General features: G+C 32.1%; 19 protein-coding genes and 1 tRNA gene. 12 read left to right on the top strand and 8 right to left on the bottom strand.

Going from position 1 to position 21,902, the window contains the following annotated elements; all coding sequences use genetic code 11:
* The 6 genes from HA144_RS03590 to HA144_RS03565 form a co-directional block, all read left to right on the top strand.
* Positions 1–5,698 (top strand): cadherin-like domain-containing protein (locus HA144_RS03590; protein WP_209042502.1); only part of this gene is annotated, 5,698 nt, incomplete at its 5' end.
* A gap of 254 nt (positions 5,699–5,952) precedes the next feature.
* Positions 5,953–6,039 (top strand) — tRNA-Ser (locus HA144_RS03585).
* A 193-nt stretch (positions 6,040–6,232) separates the two neighbouring features.
* On the top strand, positions 6,233–6,697 hold the full coding sequence (locus tag HA144_RS03580; protein WP_209042500.1) for a hypothetical protein: 465 nt from the start codon (positions 6,233–6,235) through the stop codon (positions 6,695–6,697).
* A 293-nt stretch (positions 6,698–6,990) separates the two neighbouring features.
* The gene (locus HA144_RS03575; RefSeq protein ID WP_209042498.1) at positions 6,991–7,191 is read left to right on the top strand and encodes a hypothetical protein; all 201 of its coding nucleotides are present in this window, start codon (positions 6,991–6,993) and stop codon (positions 7,189–7,191) included.
* A gap of 55 nt (positions 7,192–7,246) precedes the next feature.
* Positions 7,247–7,831, top strand: a complete 585-nt coding sequence (locus HA144_RS03570; RefSeq protein WP_209042496.1) for a hypothetical protein — start codon at positions 7,247–7,249, stop codon at positions 7,829–7,831.
* Positions 7,832–7,838: 7 nt separating this feature from the next.
* Complete coding sequence (locus HA144_RS03565; RefSeq protein ID WP_209042494.1) at positions 7,839–8,168, top strand: hypothetical protein; 330 nt, start codon at positions 7,839–7,841, stop codon at positions 8,166–8,168.
* Between the two features lie 26 nt (positions 8,169–8,194).
* Here the strand turns inward: HA144_RS03565 and HA144_RS03560 are convergent, their stop codons facing one another.
* Positions 8,195–8,629: a Tic20 family protein gene (locus HA144_RS03560; protein ID WP_209042492.1), complete on the bottom strand. Its 435-nt coding sequence runs from the start codon at positions 8,627–8,629 to the stop codon at positions 8,195–8,197.
* 133 nt (positions 8,630–8,762) lie between these two features.
* Here HA144_RS03560 and gloA point away from each other — a divergent pair, with 133 nt between their 5' ends.
* From gloA to HA144_RS03545, 3 genes are all read left to right on the top strand, one after another.
* The gene (gene gloA, locus HA144_RS03555) at positions 8,763–9,152 is read left to right on the top strand and encodes a lactoylglutathione lyase (protein ID WP_209042490.1); all 390 of its coding nucleotides are present in this window, start codon (positions 8,763–8,765) and stop codon (positions 9,150–9,152) included.
* A 262-nt stretch (positions 9,153–9,414) separates the two neighbouring features.
* On the top strand, positions 9,415–9,912 hold the full coding sequence (locus HA144_RS03550) for a VHS domain-containing protein (protein ID WP_209042488.1): 498 nt from the start codon (positions 9,415–9,417) through the stop codon (positions 9,910–9,912).
* Positions 9,913–9,914: 2 nt separating this feature from the next.
* Entirely contained in the window at positions 9,915–10,307 is a 393-nt protein-coding gene (locus HA144_RS03545) for an LEM domain-containing protein (RefSeq protein WP_209042486.1), read from the top strand.
* Between the two features lie 2 nt (positions 10,308–10,309).
* On the opposite strand, the gene HA144_RS03540 is transcribed toward HA144_RS03545, so the two are convergent.
* Entirely contained in the window at positions 10,310–10,783 is a 474-nt protein-coding gene (locus HA144_RS03540; protein ID WP_209042484.1) for a pentapeptide repeat-containing protein, read from the bottom strand.
* A gap of 107 nt (positions 10,784–10,890) precedes the next feature.
* Here HA144_RS03540 and HA144_RS03535 point away from each other — a divergent pair, with 107 nt between their 5' ends.
* A complete protein-coding gene (locus HA144_RS03535; protein WP_209042482.1) occupies positions 10,891–12,531 on the top strand; it encodes a GMC oxidoreductase in 1,641 nt (546 codons plus the stop codon).
* Here the strand turns inward: HA144_RS03535 and HA144_RS03530 are convergent.
* Both HA144_RS03530 and HA144_RS03525 read right to left on the bottom strand, forming a co-directional pair.
* Positions 12,518–12,775 carry a DUF2811 domain-containing protein gene (locus HA144_RS03530; protein WP_209042480.1) on the bottom strand — a complete coding sequence of 86 codons (258 nt, stop codon included), beginning with the start codon at positions 12,773–12,775 and terminating at the stop codon, positions 12,518–12,520. The two genes, HA144_RS03535 and HA144_RS03530, sit on opposite strands and share 14 nt — an antisense overlap.
* 351 nt (positions 12,776–13,126) lie before the next feature.
* On the bottom strand, positions 13,127–14,284 hold the full coding sequence (locus HA144_RS03525; protein WP_373921941.1) for a sirohydrochlorin chelatase: 1,158 nt from the start codon (positions 14,282–14,284) through the stop codon (positions 13,127–13,129).
* A gap of 47 nt (positions 14,285–14,331) precedes the next feature.
* Between HA144_RS03525 and HA144_RS03520 the strand changes: the two genes are divergently transcribed.
* Positions 14,332–15,612 carry an FAD-binding oxidoreductase gene (locus HA144_RS03520; RefSeq protein WP_209042476.1) on the top strand — a complete coding sequence of 427 codons (1,281 nt, stop codon included), beginning with the start codon at positions 14,332–14,334 and terminating at the stop codon, positions 15,610–15,612.
* 30 nt (positions 15,613–15,642) lie between these two features.
* A complete protein-coding gene (locus HA144_RS03515) occupies positions 15,643–17,208 on the top strand; it encodes a SulP family inorganic anion transporter (RefSeq protein WP_209042474.1) in 1,566 nt (521 codons plus the stop codon).
* A 6-nt stretch (positions 17,209–17,214) separates the two neighbouring features.
* Here the strand turns inward: HA144_RS03515 and HA144_RS03510 are convergent, their stop codons facing one another.
* From HA144_RS03510 to HA144_RS03495, 4 genes are all read right to left on the bottom strand, one after another.
* A complete protein-coding gene (locus HA144_RS03510) occupies positions 17,215–18,105 on the bottom strand; it encodes a homoserine O-succinyltransferase (RefSeq protein ID WP_209042472.1) in 891 nt (296 codons plus the stop codon).
* Between the two features lie 13 nt (positions 18,106–18,118).
* On the bottom strand, positions 18,119–19,447 hold the full coding sequence (locus HA144_RS03505; protein WP_209042470.1) for an O-acetylhomoserine aminocarboxypropyltransferase/cysteine synthase family protein: 1,329 nt from the start codon (positions 19,445–19,447) through the stop codon (positions 18,119–18,121).
* Positions 19,448–19,519: 72 nt separating this feature from the next.
* Positions 19,520–20,179, bottom strand: coding sequence for a hypothetical protein (locus tag HA144_RS03500; protein ID WP_209042468.1), 660 nt, complete (start codon positions 20,177–20,179; stop codon positions 19,520–19,522).
* Positions 20,180–20,272: 93 nt separating this feature from the next.
* Positions 20,273–21,781 carry a hypothetical protein gene (locus tag HA144_RS03495; RefSeq protein ID WP_209042466.1) on the bottom strand — a complete coding sequence of 503 codons (1,509 nt, stop codon included), beginning with the start codon at positions 21,779–21,781 and terminating at the stop codon, positions 20,273–20,275.
* Between the last annotated feature and the right edge of the window lie 121 nt (positions 21,782–21,902).

Here is a 21,902-nt window from a genome sequence, read left to right as displayed (position 1 = left end):
TGGTAATTATCGTTTCTATACATATGACGATTTAAGTAATTTAGGAATTAGAAATGAATTTGAAGTAATAAATTCAATTCCAGATACAACAGATCCTTCTCTTATATCATTTGAAGTTTCAGCATATCAATTTGATGTCTCTGAAGGAGATAAAACCTTCAATGTAAATACCAACTTTATTGATGACCTCAGCGGCTTTGATACTGACTCAAGCTCAACTAACTTTGCTTGGAGAAGTCCAAGTGGGGATAAGATTATATCTGGTTGGGCGCACATGTATGAAGATTATAGAGGCATAAATACATTTGAAGATTATTACGAGTATCAATTTACCCTAACCGACAAAGAATTATCTTATGAAGACATTGTAGTAACTGTACCTGAACATTCTGAAATTGGTACTTGGACCTTAGATCACCTCTCCATAACTGATGCAGTTGGTAATTATCGTTTCTATACATATGACGATTTAAGTAATTTAGGAATTAGAAATGAATTTGAAGTAATAAATTCAATTCCAGATACAACAAATCCTTCTCTTCAATCATTTGAAACTTCAGCATATCAATTTGATGTCTCTCAAGGAGATGAAACTTTTTATGTTAATGCACACTTTACTGATGATCTTAGCGGGTTATTAAATAGCTACCTTAATTCTCATTGGAGAAGTCCAAGTGGGGAGCTTCTCATATTTAGCCATGCGATTAATAATGATGAACCCATATTATCTGGACAACAAGCCACACTTAAAGAGGTTGAGCCAGGAAATACGATTACAATCTCATCATCTGAATTATTGGAAGGATTCACAGACCCAGATGGAGATGCACTTTATGTAGGTCAGGTAAGTACTGAGTATGGAAATATGATTATTGATCAACATGCTCTAACTGGAACACTTCCGATAGCTAATGATCTATATCTATCACTTGAGTTTGTTGAATTAATTGAAGGAAATGAAATTGTTGCCTTATCTGTTCCAGAGAATACACCAGTTGGGCCAATAGAATTCTCTTATACCGTTAACGATGAATACGGTAACTCTATTGAGACAACACAAATAATAAATGTAGTTTCTAACTCTCCTGCAATTGGCATACCTGAGGCAACTAATGAGTCCGCTCCAATAAATGATCCTGCGCCAATAGTTGATCCTGCTCTTGTATTTGATCCTTCTAATCCCTTCACACAAGAAACTATTCTTTATCAATTAGTTGAAGATGGAGAAGGTAGATTTGCTCCAGATGTTTATACAAACATAACTGGAGGTCCATCTAAAGCAGATAATGAAAACAATTTTTATTCCTTATACGCCACTACAAAAAGTGAATATAACTATGACTTGCGAAAACAGGTCGAAGTATGGATACCTCACTTAATTAAAACAGATAACCAAGGGAATGAAATTTGGAATGTAAAAATTGGAGAAGATAATGATATTGAAGATATCGAAATTGACAAAGATGGATTTGTGTATGTATCAGGTTCAACAAGAGAAAATATGGATGATCAGATAGTAGGACACGAATCTGAACATTTCTACGTAGCAAAATATAATCCAGAAGGAGAAAGGTTGTGGACAAGGTTTACTGATTATTTAATTTATCAAGATGATTACAACTACAAGGGCAATTCAAATCTTAAGCTTGACAAGGACGGATATGTATATTTTTCCACTGCCGGTCCAGAATTTGATACAGGAGAACTATCAAACATAAATATAAATAAATTAGATAGTAATGGAGAAATCATCTCGAAACTTCCTATAGGACTCGCCGGAACCATCTATGATTTTGAAGTTGATAATACAGGTGCTGTCATTGTCGCGGGAAGTGCAGGCACTGGAGTTTTTCCGATTGGCTCGGGGAATGACGAATGGAGCGGATTAGGTGGTGATCCATTTATAATAAAATATGGAGCAGATTCAGAAGTAATTGAATGGAAAAAGAATCTAGCTACAGGCTATTACAATGAAGGAATATATGATTTAGGGATTAATAAAGATAATTCAATTTATTTTGTAGGAGATTTTGGATCATCAGTAACTCACCATACATATGGCATAGATAATTTCACACTTGGATTAATGTCCGAGGATGGTAATTTAATTAATAAATGGGAAGATCTGTCATCGCTTAATGGAGTGAGTATTGATGAGATATGGACAACAGATTCTAATATTTATTTATCTGTCTACAATGAGGGATTTGTTGGCGGTTATCAGAGCGGTTTAAGAATAGAACTTGGAACCTATGCTCAATTCGATCATAGAATAATCTCAATAAATAAAGAAGATAAATCATTCAATATATTAGAAATAGATCTTCAAAATTACAATCAGGATAAATCAATAGTTGATCCTAGTGATGATATAACTCTTAACTCAATAAGTTCTATAGGGTCCCTACAAATATTACCTAACGGTAATTTAATAATTGGCGGTAGTACAGAAGGATATCAATTTACAACAACATTCACAAATAATTATTCTTCTACAGAACCAACTCCTGCTCCGATAGTTGATCCTAATCCTGTAGTTGATCCTAATCCTGTAGTTGATCCTAATCCTGTAGTTGATCCTAATCCTGTAGTTGATCCTAATCCCGTAGTTGATCCTAATCCCGTAGTTAATCCTACTCCCGTAGCTGATCCTGCTCCAGTAGTTGATCCAGTGGTAAATGATCAATATGAAACAGTTGAATCAGAAAAAGAAATCACTTTATTAAAAGATGATTCTGGATATTTTTATTCTCAAAATCCTCAAGGCAACGTACAGGAGATTACATATTACGGAGAACAGATTTATGACTATATGTGGGCCGGATATTCTGTCTTGGGAGCCGAAACAATTAATGGAATTAATTCTGTTATTTGGAAATATAGTGATTCTCATGCTGAATTTTTCTGGTTAGCTGAACACGATAACAACTGGTCTTATGTCACTGATGGGTATGCAGGCAATATTGGAAATCCTAACCATGGAGAGCTTCCTGATCAGCAGTTCTATAAAACAGAAGTTAACTTTAATCTTGACCTCAATAATGATGGTTCTATTGGTTTCGACAATAAAGATCCAGTCAGGATTGCGGGATTCGAGATCCCGACATTTGACGTCAAGCAGGGAGAAGACTTCTATCTCTATGAGTGGGATCTGTTAGATGGATATACTGATCCGGAAAATCATTATTTATATATAGATTCTGTAGAAACTTCTTCCAATAATGTCCTCATAGAGGAAATAAATCATGGAGAGTGGAGAATATCTCCAAGTAATGCCAATTTAACTGGTGATGTAGAACTTGCATATACAGTTACCGATGAATTCGGAGGCAGTATCGATGGCACAACCACCGTTACCTTCAAGGCTCCTTCCCTAACAACAGTTGATTCTCAGGGGAATATAACGCTTTTAATTGATGATGATGAGTTTGGCTTTGCTCGTGATGCACAGGGTAATACAAATGCTATTACATACTACGGGGAACATGTTTATCAAAATATGTGGGGAGCTTATCAGTTAGTAGCAGCAGAAAATATCAATGGAATCAACTCTGTTCTATGGACTTACGATTACGGAGATGGGCCAGGTTTCTGGTTAAGTCAGCATGATAATAACTGGTCTACTGTATCTTCATATATGCCTGATTCGATTGAACAGCTCTATCAGTTAGAAACTAACTTCAATCTTGACCTTGATAATGATGCATTTATAGGGGAAAGGGCAAATCAAGCTCCTGTCCTTTCTGGCAATCTTAAGACATTTACTGATGTGGAAGTTGGAGACTACATTACAGTTTATGGATATGATTTATTACAAGGTTTTGTTGACCCAGAAGGAGATACTTTATCGATAGGCGATGTATGGACTAATTATGGATATTTAACTTTTGATTATTCAACCAATAAGGCTTATCTGCCAATAAGTCATTCAGAAAACATTAGCCTTGATATGGCGATAAATAGCAATGGATATACCAATTCTCTAAATAGTTTATCTTTTACAGTTCCAGAAACATTAAGCAATTCATCCTTTAATTTCAATTACACAGTTACAGATGGGGAAAATTATACCTCTACATCTCAAACTATTAATGTCAAAGGTAAAGAGGTCAATTATTCAACAGTTGAATCAGAAGGAAATATTACTTTGTTGAAAGATCAAGATGATTTAGCCTATGCAAGAGATTCTCAAGGTAATACAAAATACATAAAATGGTTTGGAGATCATGTTGGAAGCAGTACATGGGCAGGATACTCTGTTCTTGGAGCGGAAATAATCAATGGTGTTAACTCTGTTATCTGGGAATATGATGATGGTGTAAATGAAACAACCTTCTGGTTATCTCAACATGACAGCAATTGGGATTATATAAATGATGGCAACACTGGATTATCAGGTAATCTTTTCACTGGCCTAACTCCTGATAATACATTTATCTCTCTCGAGACAAACTTTAATCTAGATCTAAATAATGATGGAATGATTGGTATTGATTATGATTCTGGAATTTATGTAACTGGTTCTAACCCCGTATCTATCGATGATTTAGTTTCATCTGATTGGTCAATGACCTTCGTAGAAGGCTACATTCCTTACAGAGATTACATAAGACCAGACATTACATATTACATCCATGATTCATATGGGGATAAAGGATTTCTTTCTGGTTATCTAAATCTAACTAATTCACATGAAGAAGTAGAAGAATTATTTATAGAAAATACATTTAAGCAAATGGATGATAATATATCTCTTGATTTCACAAGGGTTTACAACGAAAATGATGCCTTAATTAGAATCTATAAAATTGATACTAATGATTTTATACAAGACGATGAAAGCTTATTAGGGCTATCAACTATTAATCAAGATGCATACTATATTGAAGACGCTTTTGTTGAAATAATTTGGCAAGATCAAAGTGGTTGGGATTGGTGGTATGAAGATGAATTTGGAGGAACAGGTCTAAATAAAATAAATATTTATAATGAATATGGAAATCTTGCAAGCGGTAATATTAATGAAAGAAGCGCGGATATTATTGTTCATGAAATAGGTCATGCCCTGGGCCTTGATCATCCCGGGCATGATCCTTACGGAACTTGGCATACAACTGTAGATACTGCAATGTCATATAATTTCGAACAACGAAATCCTACATTCTATGGATCGACTATATCATCGGATTATGCTCCACAATTCTCTCAGACTGACTTAGAAGCTCTTAAGTATATGTGGGGTTCGGAGGAAACTATAATTAACGAAGATGGATCATTTAGATATAGCCTTTTACAAGATATTTCAGATAATGGATTCGTTGATAATTACTATTTAGCTAATAATTCTTTTAAAACTATTGACCAAGGCAGAGACGAATTCTCAATACATGATCATGATTTCTCTAGAGATGAGATAACAAGACTTCCAATGAATAATATTGCCTTGCCAAGAGAATTAGAAGAACAAGATTCACTTTTATCCTCACAAAGAATTAATGATCCTCTTCAATCTTTAGAAGAGTTTGCATCTATTAATCCATTCGATCAAAATGAAATAAGTTTTGAAGAAATTATCAGATCTAACATAGCAAGTACAGATAATTTTGATAATTTAGGAATACAGGACGAGATATTTGATTCGTTTGAAGTTAAAAAAGAAATCATCACAAAGGAAGAAAATTCAAATGATTTTATTTAAAAAAATTGCATCGTAATTTAGAAAATTAATTAGGAAAATTAATTTTTTTTATTTTTAAATTTATGTATTTTAGATTTCCGAAAACTTTTCTAATTACTAACTTTCTATGTTAGGTAGTTAAGTTAAATAGCAGATTAATTAATTGAATAGAAATGAAATAAGACATTTTATTCTTAAATATCCATTAAAGTAAAAAACAATTCTGTAACTCAATACTGCTATAATTCAAAAGTTAAATCTAAATATTTATCCCTGGAGGGGTGGTCGAGTGGTTTAAGGCTCTAGTCTTGAAAACTAGCGTGTCTGCAAGGGCACCGTGGGTTCGAATCCCACCCCCTCCGTGTCTATAACTGACTTTCATAAAACTACTCCTGAGGGGGTTTTTTTATTGCTCATTATTTTCGATCGTAATTCACTAGATTTCGCGTTATTTCATGTAAGCAGATGAAGAAAAGTGGCACAGATTCGGCACAAACATAAAAGGAGAATTTAGTTGACAGTCGATCTAAAATAAGGGGCAATTAGATTTTTTTAATGGCTTTACCTACTCCTGAAGAACAAGAAGCTTACGATAAACTTTCTCCTGAAGAAAAAGCAAAATTAGCTAAGGAGGTAGAAGAAAAAGCGAAAAAAGAATTAGACAAACTAACAAAGAAATATACTCCTTTTGTTACTGTTGGATTAGTTGCAATTATTGGTGGTTGCGTAGCGTTAATTAATAACGGAGGTGGATCTGTAAAAGAACCTCGTGAGTTTACTGATATTTATGCAAAAATCTGGTGTAAAGATGGAATAAAAGAACAATTAAAAGATCCAAGTTCTTACAAATTTTATAGTGCAAAGGTTGTTAAAACATCTGGAAAATATAAACAATATGGAGCGGCAACGATAGATTTTGGAGCAACAAACTCATTTGGAGGTATGGTTAGGCAAACTGCTATATGCGATAAGTTCGAACGTAATGGTAAGGAATATATAAGAGTTAATATCCTCCCTTAAAAATTTTAAGTTCATAAATGAAACGCTTAGAAGTTGGATAGAAAAATCAACCGTATTTCTTAATTACTTATTTAAAATTTAAGTGGCACAAAAGTGGCAAAAATATTTCATTAAAACGACTAAATCCCTTGATATAACTAGGATTGATCTAATCTTGAAAACTAGCGTGTCTGCAAGGGCACCGTGGGTTCGAATCCCACCCCCTCCGTTCTAATAAAAAGCAACTGAAATTCAAGCGAATAATATAAACGCCCTTTTGATTCATTCTTGTTAGGATTAATGTTATTTGGACTATGAGTAAAGGATTTGCCACAGATAATTTAATATCCAAAAAATCGAAGAAAAAAGTCATTTCAAATGAGCCTCAAGGTAGATTAATATCTTGGTCTCCTTGGCCACCAGCTAATTTCCAAACAAAATATCCTGCTTTCCCTTTTGTTCTTACAATATTAATTATAGTAATTGGGCAATGGTATCTTTCTCTACTAAGATAACCAAGAACTGGTTTTTGGATTTAAATTTTAGATGAATTGAGTTTGAGAATTTATTTTGTTTTTTTCAATTTTATTATTTGCCCATTTTCAAGCAGCAATCATCCCAATATTATTAGGAATTAGATCGACCAATAAATTCAAACATTTAAGCACGAATAAATTCATACCTTTCGGTTTTATTTTTTTAGGATTAGCATCGATTTCTGAAATGATAGATCATACCAAAACATCTTGGATTTATGTAGATCATTCATCTTTTTTTAATTGGTTATTTTATTCTTTCCTATCTTTAGGCCTTACATGTTTATCAATATCAGTTATAAAAAATAAATTTATTCAAGCAACTAACTTTTGCATCTCTCTATGTTCAATAATGTCATATTTTTTATTTGATAAAAGTATTGCTCTTATTTTTCAAGTAATAATAAGTATCTTTCTAATAATAAATTGGCAAAGAATTTTCAAAGATTGGCTTTTTATCTTGTACCCAATATTTGGTATTTTTTTTACAACTTTCTTTGGAACAAGGCTCTCAATGAGTGGTGATCAATTTTGGCATATTTTAATAGGACCATCAGGAACAATTAGCGTTCTTACCTTTTACTTAGTATTAAAAAGATCGGCCAAAAATTTTTCTTAAGATCCTCATGAAATTATTTTTATTTACAAGTTTTATAGTGTGCTTAATCACAATTATCTGTCCAGTTGAAATTTTAGCTGATACTGCACTTGAAGTTTATATGAATGATTTTTATACTAAATCTAATGAAGCTAGCCAGATTCTTAAAGAAATCGAAAATAATCTAAAAGAAGGATCAAGAAAAAAAGTATGCTCTAGGCAAAGAGAGGCCGCAAGATTAGGCCTATTAGCTAATAAATCATTAATTAAAGCCTTTGAAATAGAGGGAGCCAATCCACCAATGCAAGCAATTAAGGCAAGTCAAGAGAGATGGGAATCTATTCTGAATGAGTGCTGAAGAAAGTCAGAAATCTCTAAATCTTTTTAAATTTGCATCCTTGCAGATTTGCTTATTAAGGGTATTTCAGGTTCGATTCCATAAATACATTGAGAAATCGAATAAATAAAAATACATAGTGTAAATATAAAAATTACTGAACTTAATTCAACTATGGGAAATATTCTCAAGAGATATGAAATTATTATCAAAGCAATATCAATAAGTAATGCTTGGCATGCGTTATATCTGACGAAATAAGGAACTTTTGGGTTTCTTGCTAATCCAGCAAACAAAATTATAAACAGTAAAAAACTCCCAAAAGGCAAAGATTTTTCAATTATTGCTATTGGGAAAGTTATCAATAATAGTATTTTTAAAAAAGAATATTTATAGAACAAATAATATCCAAAAGGTATTGATGCCTTTAACGGCAACGTATACAAAAATACTGATGAGAGTCTTTGGATTATTTGATTCAATATATTGTTGAAAATTAGTATTCATATTTTAACCTAATTTTTCTGAGCTTAATTAAAGATTTACCCTCGTAAATATCAATTTTGGCAGATGGTTTTTAAATATTAGATAATTGAATAAGGTTCATAATTCAAAATGCGTATCCTACATACAATGATAAGAGTTGGAGATTTAGATAAATCTATTGATTTTTACGTAAATAGATTAGGAATGAATCTAATAAGAAAAAAGGATTACCCTCATGGGAAATTCACTTTGGCATTTGTTGGCTATGGCTCAGAAAAAGAAAACACAGTAATTGAATTAACTTATAACTGGGACAAAAAGTCCGAAGACTATGAACTTGGGGATAAATATGGTCATATAGCTATCGGAGTAAAAGATATTCATCTTATTTGCCAAGAATTAGAAAATAATGGTTGTAAAATAACAACCAGACCTAAAACAATGAAAAACAGTACTACTATCTTGGCTTTTGTTGAGGATCCTGATGGATATAAAATTGAACTGATTGAAAGAGATTAGAAGCTCCAGGAGTTTTTAATTTAATAAACAAATAACTAAAATAAAAATTTTTTGAATTATCTAATAAATCGCTTGCAATTAACGGGGGGAATACCTAAAAAATCATATTGGATAAATTCTACAGTTTTAATTGGTAAAAAAAATTATTCCTAAGATAAGGGGTTCTTAGAAATTTAATTTTATATATTCCATATTAAATCTAATTAGAATTTATAGACAATCTATTCAGATTTATCTATTATAGAATTAACGCATAAAGCTTATGCCTAGTAATTGGTCAAAAATAAGAGATGAATGGCTTGATAGAACCGCCATTGCGAAAGATGATGCTAAATGGGCGTTAGAAGCTTTAATTAATTCTGAAGAAGAATTATTTGACATAGAGCAAAAAATCAAGAATAAAGAGGACGCTATAAGCCAAGTAAAAATTTTGAAGAGAAAGGTTAAAGAAACTATTTCCTCTAAAGAAATTAGTCTTGATGATATTTCATTAAATACTTCAAATTCAAACAAAGTTCAGATCTCAGTACCGTCAAATCTCACTTATCTTTTAAAAGTTTGGGCAGCAGCAGAAGGGAGAGATCTATCCAGCGTCGCTTTTCAGTGTTTAGAAACTGGTATTAGGGAAATGAAAAGCAAAGGTTCAATACCTTCAGTAGCAGTTAATAGATATGACTCTGCCTGTCAAAAGAGGATTGCTCTAGCAGAAGTAAACAATCTATTGGAAAAATACGAAATAACTCAGAATGAGATCAAATAATTATGAATAACAGAAGAATCATAAAAGGATACAAAAAATTAATCTCATCAAGGTTTAATGTTGATACTTCTACAGATAAATACAAAGATGGAATAATTTATACTCTTTATTCTGATAAATTTAATTCACTTAAAGTTGGTTTTGCTAAAAATGATAAGGTTCTAGAAAAAAAATTATCAAGTGAGGAATTAATATTATTGGATATGAAAAAAGGCAACAAGAAAGATCTATTTTTATTAGTAACCACTTTAAAAGAACTTGGTATCAAATATTCAGATAATCTTTATTTCAAATACTCAGGTTCTTTAATGAGACATTTATCTACATTAGGTTGGCCCATTGGAAGATCACTTTATAAACAAAGAAAGATTAGAAAAGAACTTTTATGTGCATAAATTTAAATGTAATCGCACTCTAAAGTATCTCTAGTATCTCTATTTGTGATTGGATTAGTGCCAGAAGCAAATTCACAAAACTCCCTAACAATATCTTTTGGCAAAAAAACATTTGTGAAGTCTGCACCTTGTATTTTTACATCTTCAAACTGTGTACTATAGGCAAAAGAATCCTCCAAGTTAGTATTTGATAAATCTGTTCCATCTAAAACAGCTGAGTCTAAAGTTACTTCTCTTAAGTTGGAGTTACTTAAATTAGTATCTTTCAACTTTGCTCCATAAAGAGTCGCATTTTGGAGCTCACAACCTGATAAATTTGCGTCTTGTAAATCAGTCAAATAAAAAGTTGCTCCTTTTAAATCAGATCCAGAAAAATCAGCTCCTACCAAGGATTGTTTACCATAATCCAACGCAGCGAAGCTTCTAGAAGGGAGAGTTAAAACAATTATTAAAACAGTTAAAAATATAAATCTCATTTTTTTGAATAGTATTTCAATAAATTCTAACTTCTTAAGCTGAAATCTAAAAATTAATTATTTACTGAATGCTATATTTATTGAAATAACAAATTAAAAACTAGATTTTGGATATAAGTCCTTATGATGCAATTGTTGTTGGTTCTGGAGCTACAGGAGGAATAGCAGCACTTTCATTAGCAGAACAGGGGATAAAAGTTTTAGTCATAGAAGCCGGACCAAAAATCAAAAGGCTTGATGCTAGTAATTATGAGCCAAAAAGTACATTAAAAAGATTATCAGGAGTTTTAACAAAAAAACATGCCAATCAATGCCAACATCCTGGTTATTGGAAAAATAATCCTGATTTATATTCAAATGAAATAAAGCATCCTTATCACTACCCAGAAAATAAGCCCTTCCTTTGGACTCAAGGTAAGCAATATGGAGGGAGATCATTAACTTGGGGAGGCATTACATTAAGACTTTCCCCTGAAGATTTTCAGCCCGCCCAAAAAGACGGATTTGGGCCAAACTGGCCTATTTCTTACGATGAACTCTCCCCTCACTATGATTTTATTGAAAATTTCTGTGGAATTTATGGAAGAAAAGATGATATCAAGGAAGTTCCAAACGGAAAATATATTGGTGAAATCCCTCTTACAGAAAATGAAAATATTTTTGGCAGCAAAGTTAAATCAAAATTAAAATACCCATTTATCCAATCAAGAGGATTTGATCGCAATTCATCCGTAAAAGATGAACAATGGCCAACTTCATCTAGTTTAGGAAGCACTTTTAAAAAAGCTTTAGACACTGGGAATGTGCAAATTATCTCTAATCACTTAGTGGAGTCTTTTGAAATTAACAAGATAACAGAGCTCGCATCAAAATTAACGATCGTTAACCTAGAAAATGGATGCAAGGAAATATTAAATTGTGATTTAATTCTTCTTTGCGCATCAACAATTTCAACACTGAGAATATTACTGAATTCAGAATATAAAACAAATTCCTCAGGTTTTAAAGATGATTCGGGGAAATTAGGTAAGTACCTCATGGATCATATATCTATCTGTAGATTTTTTTCAGTCCCAAAGACAAATGTCTCAGAAAAAGCATTAGATAATTCTCCAAATCTTTCTGGAGCTGGGAGCTTCTTTATTCCATTTGGTTCAAATCTTCCAAAAATTGAGAATATAAATTTCCATAGAGGTTATGGAATTTGGGGAGCAATTGATAGATTAGGAATACCTAAATTTCTGCAAAAAGACCAAAACACATCCATTGGCTTCCTTATTGCGCATGGTGAAGTCCTTCCTAGAAAGAAAAACTCAGTCTCACTTTCAAAAAGAACTGATGAATGGGGCATTCCAATCCCTTACATTGAATTCGAATGGAGTGAGAATGAGTTAAATATGGCAAAGCACATGGCAAAAACAATCCGAAAATCAATAGATGCTGCGAATGGAGAAATAAAAAATATTGATGAATTAATAAATATCCCATTAGGTAGTTTGTTTACAAAAGATTTGATCGCTCTATCAGACAGTCCTCCTCCTCCAGGATATTACATTCATGAAGTAGGAGGAGCACCTATGGGAATTTGTGAAGAAAATAGCGTAGTTGATAAATTTAATAAATTATGGAGATGCAAGAATGTACTTGTATTAGATGGAGCATGCTGGCCAACATCATCTTGGCAGAGCCCCACACTTACAATGATGGCCTTGTGCAGAAGAGCCTGTTTAAATATCAAAAAGACTTAGAGGGAGTAAATAATTGATTTAAATAAATTTCTGAGACAGAATTATCAGTACATCCATTTTGAACAAGAAACGTAGCTAAGGCTGAATTTATAAGTTTATATTGATCCCAAGTTGGATTGTTTAATACGAAATCTTTCATGGTTTTATAAAGAGTTTCTGAAAGCTCTGTTTCCAAAGAGACTTTATTTAAGGAGCACTCATCGAGTTTTGTCCCATTAAGATTTGATTGGTTGATTTGATCCATTAATTTATTTTTATTACTTGAATATAATGATATTTTTTTCCAAAAATATCAAAAAAATTCTGCCAGTGAAATTTTAAAGTTATCAAATGAGACTCATGTTATAAGTTTGTTTTTTAAAAATTACTTTTTTAAATAAAGAAATTGATTAGATCTTTACAAAAAGTCAACAATAATGTTGAAGTCCTGTTTTTTTTTAAAACTGCTGGCATTTCTGATCTGATGTGGATTTGGACGTGGAAAACAACCTAGAAAATGTGGAAAATCTAGTTCAAAATGCTTTCAAGATTTTATATTAAGAATGCTTATATATATTGAGTCTATTAAGACTTAGCCGAGAAAGAGACAGATGATTCAGTTATTTTCAACGGATTTTCTTAAGATTTGATCTTCACTAGGCAAGCGAAGCGTGACAGGTCCCAAAGGGTGTTTTGAATTTGGATAAATACTATGGTTATGGTGATGATGATTATGTTCATATTGATGAGCCTCTACATGTTCATGTTCTAGGTAATCACCTTCTCCTAGATTTGATTTTCCTTGGTTATTATGATTTGGGGTTTGATTTTGTATTTCACAAGCACCATTACATTCAGGATCGCATAAATCACAACTTATACCCAAACCCTCTACATGATCATGATGACTTTCTTGTGTCAACCCGACTTCTTTTTCAAAGCCAAATAAATTTGATCTATATTTACAAGTTGAGCAATTCATAAAATTCTTGCCCTCGTTATTAAGAATCTCTTCAATCCTTTCTACAAAAGTTTCAACCACATAAGACTGCGATGAAAGATATTTTGCATGTATAAATGAAATATGTGGATTATTAATCGCAACTAAATCACTTTGCCTTTTTATTCTTGTAACAAGCACCCCTGAGAAAAGGAAGTAAGGGAAAATAATTATATTGTTATAACCAAGTCTCACTACATTTTTCAAGCCGGGTTCGACAAGGGGGAAAGTTACTCCAGAAAAAACTGTTTCCCCCCACCCTAAACCGATACCCTCTACGATCATTCTCGTAATTTTAGAAACATTGGAATTCGCATCCGGGTCAGAAGAGCCTCTACCAACAACAACTAATAATGATTCTTCAGGTTTGAGAGTATTATTTTGTTTAAATACATCTTTTACTCTTTCACAAGCTGCACTAATCATTAAGTTATTAATACCTAATTCTCTTCCATAAATTATTTCAATACCTGTTTTACTTGAATAATTTATAAGCAGGCTAGGTATATCATTTTTTACATGGCCAGCAGCAAAAAGCATCGCGGGTATTGCAATTACTTTTTTAATAGAACGATCTCTTAATTTCTCCAAAGCATCAACAAGTGAAGGTTTGGCAAATTCCAAGAAACCATATTCAACTAGAATGTTTGGATATCTTTTTTGGATAAGTTTAGTTAATTCTTGAAATTCAGTAATGGCTAGTTTATTTCTACTTCCGTGTCCACAGATAAGAATCGCGACTTGATTATTTAACTTCGAATCTAAATTATCCAAAATTAAGTTATTACTTATACCATAATAGTAAAGAACAATATTCAGTAGTGAAAAATAATCATAACTTGCTTGAAATTCCAAATATTAACTCAATGGACGCAAAATTAAAGGAATTAATTTATGACATTGATGGTTCTTTATTTAATAAAGATAATTATTCTAAGAAAAAATTAGAGCACCTTTGTATATGTAGTGGAGGAACAACTTCTAGCTGTGCTAAAAATGGTTTTAAAACTCTTGATCTAAGAAAAAATTACAGCAAAATTCACCTGGATAGAGAAAGCAATTTAGTAACAATTGGCGGTGGAGTAATAATGGGAGATCTTATAAATTATTTAGAAAAACATAATCGAAGTTTTCCTATCGGACTTTCTAAACTTCCTGGAGCTGGCTATATACTTACTGGTGGAGTGAGTCCGCTTAGTAGAGCCTATGGATTAGCCATTGATAATATTGAATCAATAAAAGGTTTCTTAGGTAATGGCAAATTTATCTCTTTAAAAAAAAATCAAATAAATCCAGAAAAACAACTAATTTGGGAAGCGATTAAGGGCGCAGCGCCCTTCTTCTCAATCATTACCGAAATAGAACTTAAGACTTTCCAATCTAATCCAATTAAGGTTATTGAAGGATTTGTAAATCTAGATGAACTATCAGAAATAATAAAACTATCAGAGTTATTTCCAGAAAATATTAGTCTTCAATGGATTTATGCCCAAAAAATTTACGTATATGTTTTTGCTGAACTCAAAAATAATTTAGAAGATAAAAGAACAGAAGAATCATTAATGCCTCTGGACAAATTCCCCGCTCTAAAAAAGAAATTTTATGAGAACTTTAACAAAGTAAATTTCTTCCCAAAGACATTGAATTTATATGATCTAAATAAGAATAACCATTCTGAGGTAATTAGTCTTCTTGGAGAAGATTTAAAAAACAATATCCCAATTTTTATAAAATGTTTGAATGAAATAATGAACAATAAACCAAATAATTCATGTTATGTTGCTTCTCAACAACTAGGTTGCAAAACTAAAAAGTTAAATCATGGCTCAAGCTTTTTTGTTCATAGAAAAAGTACTTGGAAACCTTGGATATATGCATCATGGAAAAAAAATGATCTTCAAGAAAAGGAAGTAGCTTTAGACTGGATTTATAAATCGTGGAATAACCTAAAAAGATTTTATCCAAATATTCACTTGGCCCAATTGCATAATCATTTAAATTCTCATGAGGAAGAACTTACATTAGCTTTTGGAAGTAGAATGAATGAATTGAAAACTTTAAAGAATATTTTTGACCCACAAGGTATTTTGCCTCCTTTATAAGGTAACTTCATAATTATAAATAAACTTATAATGTCAAATTTTTCAAGATATTTATCTAAAAATTGGTTAGATGATCCAAAGTCAAATATTCTCTCTGGCTTAGTTGTTGCTTTTGCAATGATCCCAGAAGCAATTGCTTTTTCAGGTATAGCTGGTGTAGATCCTAAAGTTGGCCTTTTTGGTGCATTTTGCTTATCTATAACAATTGCGATTGTTGGAGGAAGAAGGGGGATGATCACTTCAGCAACAGGTTCAACAGCTCTTTTGATGACTGGACTTGTTACTTATGGAGAATCACAAGCTCCTGGATTAGGAGTACCATATCTTATTGCAGCTGGAATATTAACTGGAATTTTCCAAATTTTATGGGGATATTTAAGACTTGCCTACCAAATGCGATTCGTGCCAACAGGAGTATTAAGTGGATTTGTAAATGCACTTGCACTTTTAATATTTCAAGCACAACTACCGCAGTTAGGAATAGGTATTAAAGAATCAAAAGGATTAGTTGAACAAACTTTAAGTCAATATCCAGTTAACTCTCAGATTCCAGTAGTTTGGATCCTTGTAATCCTTGGGTTAGTAGTTATCTATGGTCTTCCAAAAATCACAAAAGTAATCCCATCTCAACTAATCGCAATAGTAGTAATTACTTTTATAAGCATTTTCTTTAATCTAGATGTCCCAACAGTTAGCGATTTGGGTAAATTACCTGATGGATTACCAAGTATTTCTCTGCCTTTTGGATCAATAGAAAATGGGAAAGTACCTTTTAGTTTTGAAACATTAGGGATAATTTTGCCAACCTCACTTGCAATATCTCTCGTGGGTTTAATGGAGACCTTTTTAACTCAAGACATTTTAGACGATGTAACTGATACAAGTTCTAATAAAAATAAAGAAGCAAGAGGACAGGGAATCGCAAATATTGTGGCGTCCTTATTTGGAGGAATGGCAGGATGTGCCTTGGTTGGGCAATCAGTAATGAATACTGAGAATGGTGGCAAATCTAGATTATCAACCCTCTCCTCAGGTATATCTCTTTTAATTATGATTATCCTCTTGAAGTCTTGGATTGGAGCAATACCAATGGCTGCATTAGTGGCAATAATGATAACGATCGCAATTAGTACAGCAGATATAAATGGATTAAAAAATATTAGAAAGATACCTAAAAGCGATACTGCAGTCATGATTATGACTTTTGCCGTTACTATGCTTACAAAACCTCATAATCTTGCACTTGGAGTTATTGCAGGAGTTGCCTTAGCTGCAATTCTTTTCAGCAGAAAAGTCGCAAAAGTTATAACTGTCTCAAGATCGAAAGAAAATAATTTAACTACCTACAAAGTAAAAGGTCAATTATTTTTTGTAAGTAAAATTTATTTTTTACAAGGATTTGATATTCATGAACATCCAGAAAATATTGTAATTGACATGTCTTTAGCTCATATTTGGGATCAAAGTGGCGTAGTTGCTCTTGAGCAAATCATTAGAAAATTCCAGAATGGTGGTTCAAAAGTTGAAATTGTAGGGTTAAATAAAGAAAGTCTTAACTTATTTGAGAGACTAGGTGGTATTGAAAGTGCTCATTAAAAAAATTTAATTAAGACTAACTTGTTGATAACAAAACCAAAGCCATTGCTGAAAAAGCAAATTCCTATGAGATCTCCAAGCAGTTTTTGAACTATTTATATCAAAATTTTCAGGTGGAGGTACATCTCCCTTCTCTTTATCCCTCTTAATTTCGCTAATAATTCTATGAACCGTATATTCAGGGTGACCTAAATGCATAAGTTGTTTTTGATCATTAGTTTCGAAAATTGTATATCCTACGTTTTCTCCATATGCCAGTAAATTTAATTTCCCTTCATCTTGAGCCTTCTCCATATCCAAATCAGATAATCCTGCAAATCTACTTTGAGGACATATAAATTCATCATCTTGTGTACCCATCAAAGGATGCCCAGGAACAAGACTTTTTAAAGGAAAGACCCCAAATAATTTCCTATCAAAAACTTTCTTATCAACTCCTTCTAAATAAGCCAAAGCAAAACCCGCCCAACATAACCCAAGAGTACTTGCACAAGTATTTCTTGCTTCATTTACAATTTTTACAAATTCATCCCAATATCTAACATCTTCAAAAGCAAGGTGTTCAATAGGTGCTCCAGTAATAATAATTCCATCTAATGGTTCAGGATTGTTTGCCTCTTCCCAAGTTATATAAAGATTATTTAGATGAGTAAGATCCCATGTTTTATAAGAGTGTGTTTTGAGCTTAATCCAAACTGGCTCTATTTGCAGAGGAGATAACCCAAGTGGATGTAATAAATTAAATTCATACTGCTTTCCAAGAGGCATAATATTCAAAATACCAATCCTAAGAGGACGGATATCCTGTCTTTTTGCCAATTCTGGTTCGATCCAAGATATATGATTTTTCTCAACATCACTTATCTTGTGATAATTGCTAGGAATTATTAAAGCCAATAAATCTCCTTTCTTAAGTGATTTGTGAAAGTGCTTGATCGAAATCTGCTTTTATATCATCAATATGCTCAATTCCCACAGAAACTCTTACCATAGTGGGAGTAACCCCTGCAGATAATTGCTCTTCTTCAGATAATTGCTGATGAGTGGTTGAAGCAGGATGAATTACTAAAGTTTTTGAGTCTCCTACATTAGCAAGGTGACTTGCTAATTTTAAAGAATCAATAAATTTAACGGCATTTTCATAACCTCCATTTAGAGAGAACATCAGCATGCAACCCATTCCTCTTCCAGTAGTATATTTTTTAGCACTTGAATAATAGGGATCGGATTCTAGGCCAGGATAATTAACGCTACTTACATTAGAATTATTATCTAACCATTTTGCCAATTCAAGAGCATTAGAAGTTTGCCTCTCTATCCTTAAACTTAGAGTTTCCAAACCCTGCAATAATAAGAACGAATTAAAAGGACTCTGCGCTGAACCCCAGTCCCTGAGGCATTCAAGTCTTGCTCTTAACGCAAAAGCTATATTTCTATTATCAGGTACTCCCAAAGATTTACAGATATCACTACCGAATCCAAAAGCGTCCCAATGAACGAGCCCATGATAAGCAGCGCTTGGGTCACTCATTAATGGGAATTTACCATTACCCCAATCAAAAGTACCTGCATCAACAATTACTCCTCCAATACTAGTTCCATGTCCACCGATCCATTTAGTCGCACTTTCTACAACAACATCTGCGCCAAAATCAATTGGTCTTATTAAAGCACCCCCCGCACCAAGAGTATTATCCACTATTAAAGGGATTCCATTTTCCTTTGCCAATTTAGAGAGTCCTTCAAAATCAGGAATATTGAACCGAGGATTTCCCATTGATTCGACGTATATTGCTTTGGTTTTATCATCAATTTTATTCCTAAAGCTATCAATACTATCACCATCAGCAAATTTAACTTCTATTCCTAATCTTGGAAATTGTACTTTAAATTGATTATAGGTCCCACCATATAGAAAGGATGTAGAGACAAAATTATCTCCTGCTGTCATACAGTTTACAATAGCCAAGAACTGAGCCGCTTGACCTGATGATGTTGCGAGAGCTGCCATGCCTCCCTCCAAAGCTGCCATCCTTTTTTCGAAGACATCTGTAGTGGGATTCATAAGTCTAGTATAAATATTTCCAAATTCTTTCAATCCAAATAGATTTGCTCCATGTTCTGCGTTATCAAAGACATAAGAACTGGTTTGATAAATGGGGACTGCTCTAGAATTTGTAGTTGGATCAGGTACCTGGCCTGCATGTAACTGAAGAGTCTCGAACTTTTGGTTGCTCAAAATTTTTTAAATAATCCTATTATCTATTTAACTTAAAAAAGTCCAAAAAAAAAACAAAAAAAAGATAAATATTTATAATTCCTCTTTTAGTGAGGGATAGTTATCTTTCATATATAAACTCAAATCTTCTTTTATCACAGATCTAAGTTTCTCAATATTTTTACTGTCTATTATTGGAAAAGTTTTATTAGCCTCAGGATCTTTTTCAGTTATTGATTTCCAATTCTTACCAACATCTTTTTCAGAGTTGTTTAGAATCTCTTCAAAATTGAAACTCTTATCATTGTTTTTAGCATCAAATTCTATAAAGGCTTTATTTATGAGCTCTTTTCTATTTTCAAATAGATTTTTGGCTTTTATCGTATCTGGAAGACCCATAACTGGTTGCAACTCTCTTAGAAGTTTTATTTCCTCTTCTATTAAAAGTGTCCAAACACAATATTTATTTTTTGGAAGATTAGAATTACTAAAAATATTAATTTCATCAAGGTAAAATTTTAACCATAAATAATATGATTTTTCTTCAATAGTTTTTTTGACGGATATCTTTTTATTTTGGATCTTTGGTAGCAACTTATCTGCTTTCTTTAAAAACTGTCTATCTTCTCTTTCTAAATTTATTAATCCCCATCTTTGACTGTATTCCCATAAATCTTCGTATCTTGTTAAGTCTTCTTGATTCCATCCAAGAGCTTTCAGTTCATGAGAACGATGTGATAATTCCTTTTTCAAAAAAAACCTTTTAAAACCATAATAATTCTACCCCTGTGACCAAGATTAGTAAATAAATGAGGAATTTAGCTTTTTAGTAAATTAAATAAATAATCAATTATCAAAATACTTATTAATAATTTTCAATACATTTATATAACTTGGATCTTTTTTTAAAATTTGATTGATATATTCATTTTTTTTAAGATCATTTTCTTCTGTGCCAATAAAAAATTTCTTGTAAAGGATTTCAACATCATTAAAAATATAATCTCCTTTTAATTTTTCATTTAGTTCTAAAGATAATTCAGATTTCACAGATTCTTGGCAAAAATTAGTTATTTCTTCTGAACTTATTAAAACCTTATAAATTTCTTTTTTTTCTTCTGAATTAGCATTAAAGCATAAATAAATCAGATTAATCATTGAACATTTATTATTTCTGATTTTGAATTCTTTATAAATATCTGGCCAAAATTTTAAGGATTTTAGACCTTCTAAACCACCTTGACTTAGAGAGTATTTATTACACCAATTTAAAAATTCTGATACATCCTTTGGACATCTTTGGAGTTGCAAAAGCATATCTGATAAAACTTGTCCTGCCTGAAAATTCCTTGTTGGTCTTCCTTCAGTTGGTAGAGTCATACTCCCTAATACATCAGCCTTAACAGCATTTAGTTGAGAGAAAGTATAATCCCCCTTTTCACAAAATTTATCATCTATTATTTCCTTTGCACTAATTATTTCTTCACCATAACCAAGTTCTTTTAATGATATATATTTATTATCTAATTTATTTTCTTTTCTAACTTGTAATGAAACTGATGCGGCCTGATCCAAACATTGAGTTAACAAAATCGTATTAATAGTAGGTAGCATTCCTGGCTTATCGGAATGAAAGTTATTTACAAAACCTGCAAATATGGATGAGATGTTTTTTATTGATTTTATATATTGACATTCAATATTATGCACTCCAGGAGAAACTTGGATTTTCGGTGACAATTGATTCAAAATTCGAGCTCCTATTAAAGCAGTTAGGGCATCAGGATGGCAGAAATTTGCAGTAAAACTATCATTAGGATTTCGCAAAGCTCCGTGACGATGAAATCCTGTAAAAAAAGCTAAATTTGGATATTTATGACAGAGAATAAAAGGTTTCTTGTTTTTATTATCAATGCAAAAAGAGCCGACGAGACAGCCAAGAACCACATTTTCTCTTTTTAAAGTTTTTCTTAGTTTTAAAGCATGTTTAACATCATCTTGTATGTGGTTACTGTTTGAAGCAAGAATAACTATCTCACATTCCAAGAGAAGATCTTTTAGATCAAAAGACTTTCTTATACCCTCTGAAGAATAATGTCCCATTCTCTTAATCTTTTTAATAGTCTCATTATCCATATCAGAAAGGACATCATTTGAGAAAGCCCCCAACAAATCTCTATCTTCTCGAGGAGCCAAGAGAATATTATTTGATTTTCTATGCATCGCACAGTTGTATGCTAATGATGCAGGATATAAACCAACACTATAGAACCCAACTTTGCTGTTCTCTATATCTTCAATCAATGAATAAAAATATTTTTCATCATTTATGTTTTCTATAAAATTATTCTTCATTTTTGGAAATACTTGATAATTTTTTAATTTCTAATTCATACCAACATTTTTCTACATTAAAGCAATTCTTGACCATAGCAAATTATTTATTGTAAATATTGAATTTTTTAATTTATAATTC

The sequence above is a fragment of the Prochlorococcus marinus XMU1404 genome (assembly GCF_017696175.1).
Classification (GTDB): domain Bacteria; phylum Cyanobacteriota; class Cyanobacteriia; order PCC-6307; family Cyanobiaceae; genus Prochlorococcus_A; species Prochlorococcus_A marinus_X.
Note: the sequence above shows the minus strand (reverse complement) of the source record. Positions and strands in the feature narration are given on the sequence as shown.

Coding starts and splice junctions, on each gene's coding strand:
- HA144_RS03515 (WP_209042474.1), top strand. CDS start 15,643: ATGTCAAATTTTTCAAGATATTTATCTAAAAATTGGTTAGATGATCCA.
- HA144_RS03575 (WP_209042498.1), top strand. CDS start 6,991: ATGAGTAAAGGATTTGCCACAGATAATTTAATATCCAAAAAATCGAAG.
- HA144_RS03495 (WP_209042466.1), bottom strand. CDS start 21,781: ATGAAGAATAATTTTATAGAAAACATAAATGATGAAAAATATTTTTAT.
- HA144_RS03545 (WP_209042486.1), top strand. CDS start 9,915: ATGAATAACAGAAGAATCATAAAAGGATACAAAAAATTAATCTCATCA.
- HA144_RS03530 (WP_209042480.1), bottom strand. CDS start 12,775: ATGGATCAAATCAACCAATCAAATCTTAATGGGACAAAACTCGATGAG.
- HA144_RS03550 (WP_209042488.1), top strand. CDS start 9,415: ATGCCTAGTAATTGGTCAAAAATAAGAGATGAATGGCTTGATAGAACC.
- HA144_RS03565 (WP_209042494.1), top strand. CDS start 7,839: ATGAAATTATTTTTATTTACAAGTTTTATAGTGTGCTTAATCACAATT.
- HA144_RS03580 (WP_209042500.1), top strand. CDS start 6,233: ATGGCTTTACCTACTCCTGAAGAACAAGAAGCTTACGATAAACTTTCT.
- gloA (WP_209042490.1), top strand. CDS start 8,763: ATGCGTATCCTACATACAATGATAAGAGTTGGAGATTTAGATAAATCT.
- HA144_RS03540 (WP_209042484.1), bottom strand. CDS start 10,783: ATGAGATTTATATTTTTAACTGTTTTAATAATTGTTTTAACTCTCCCT.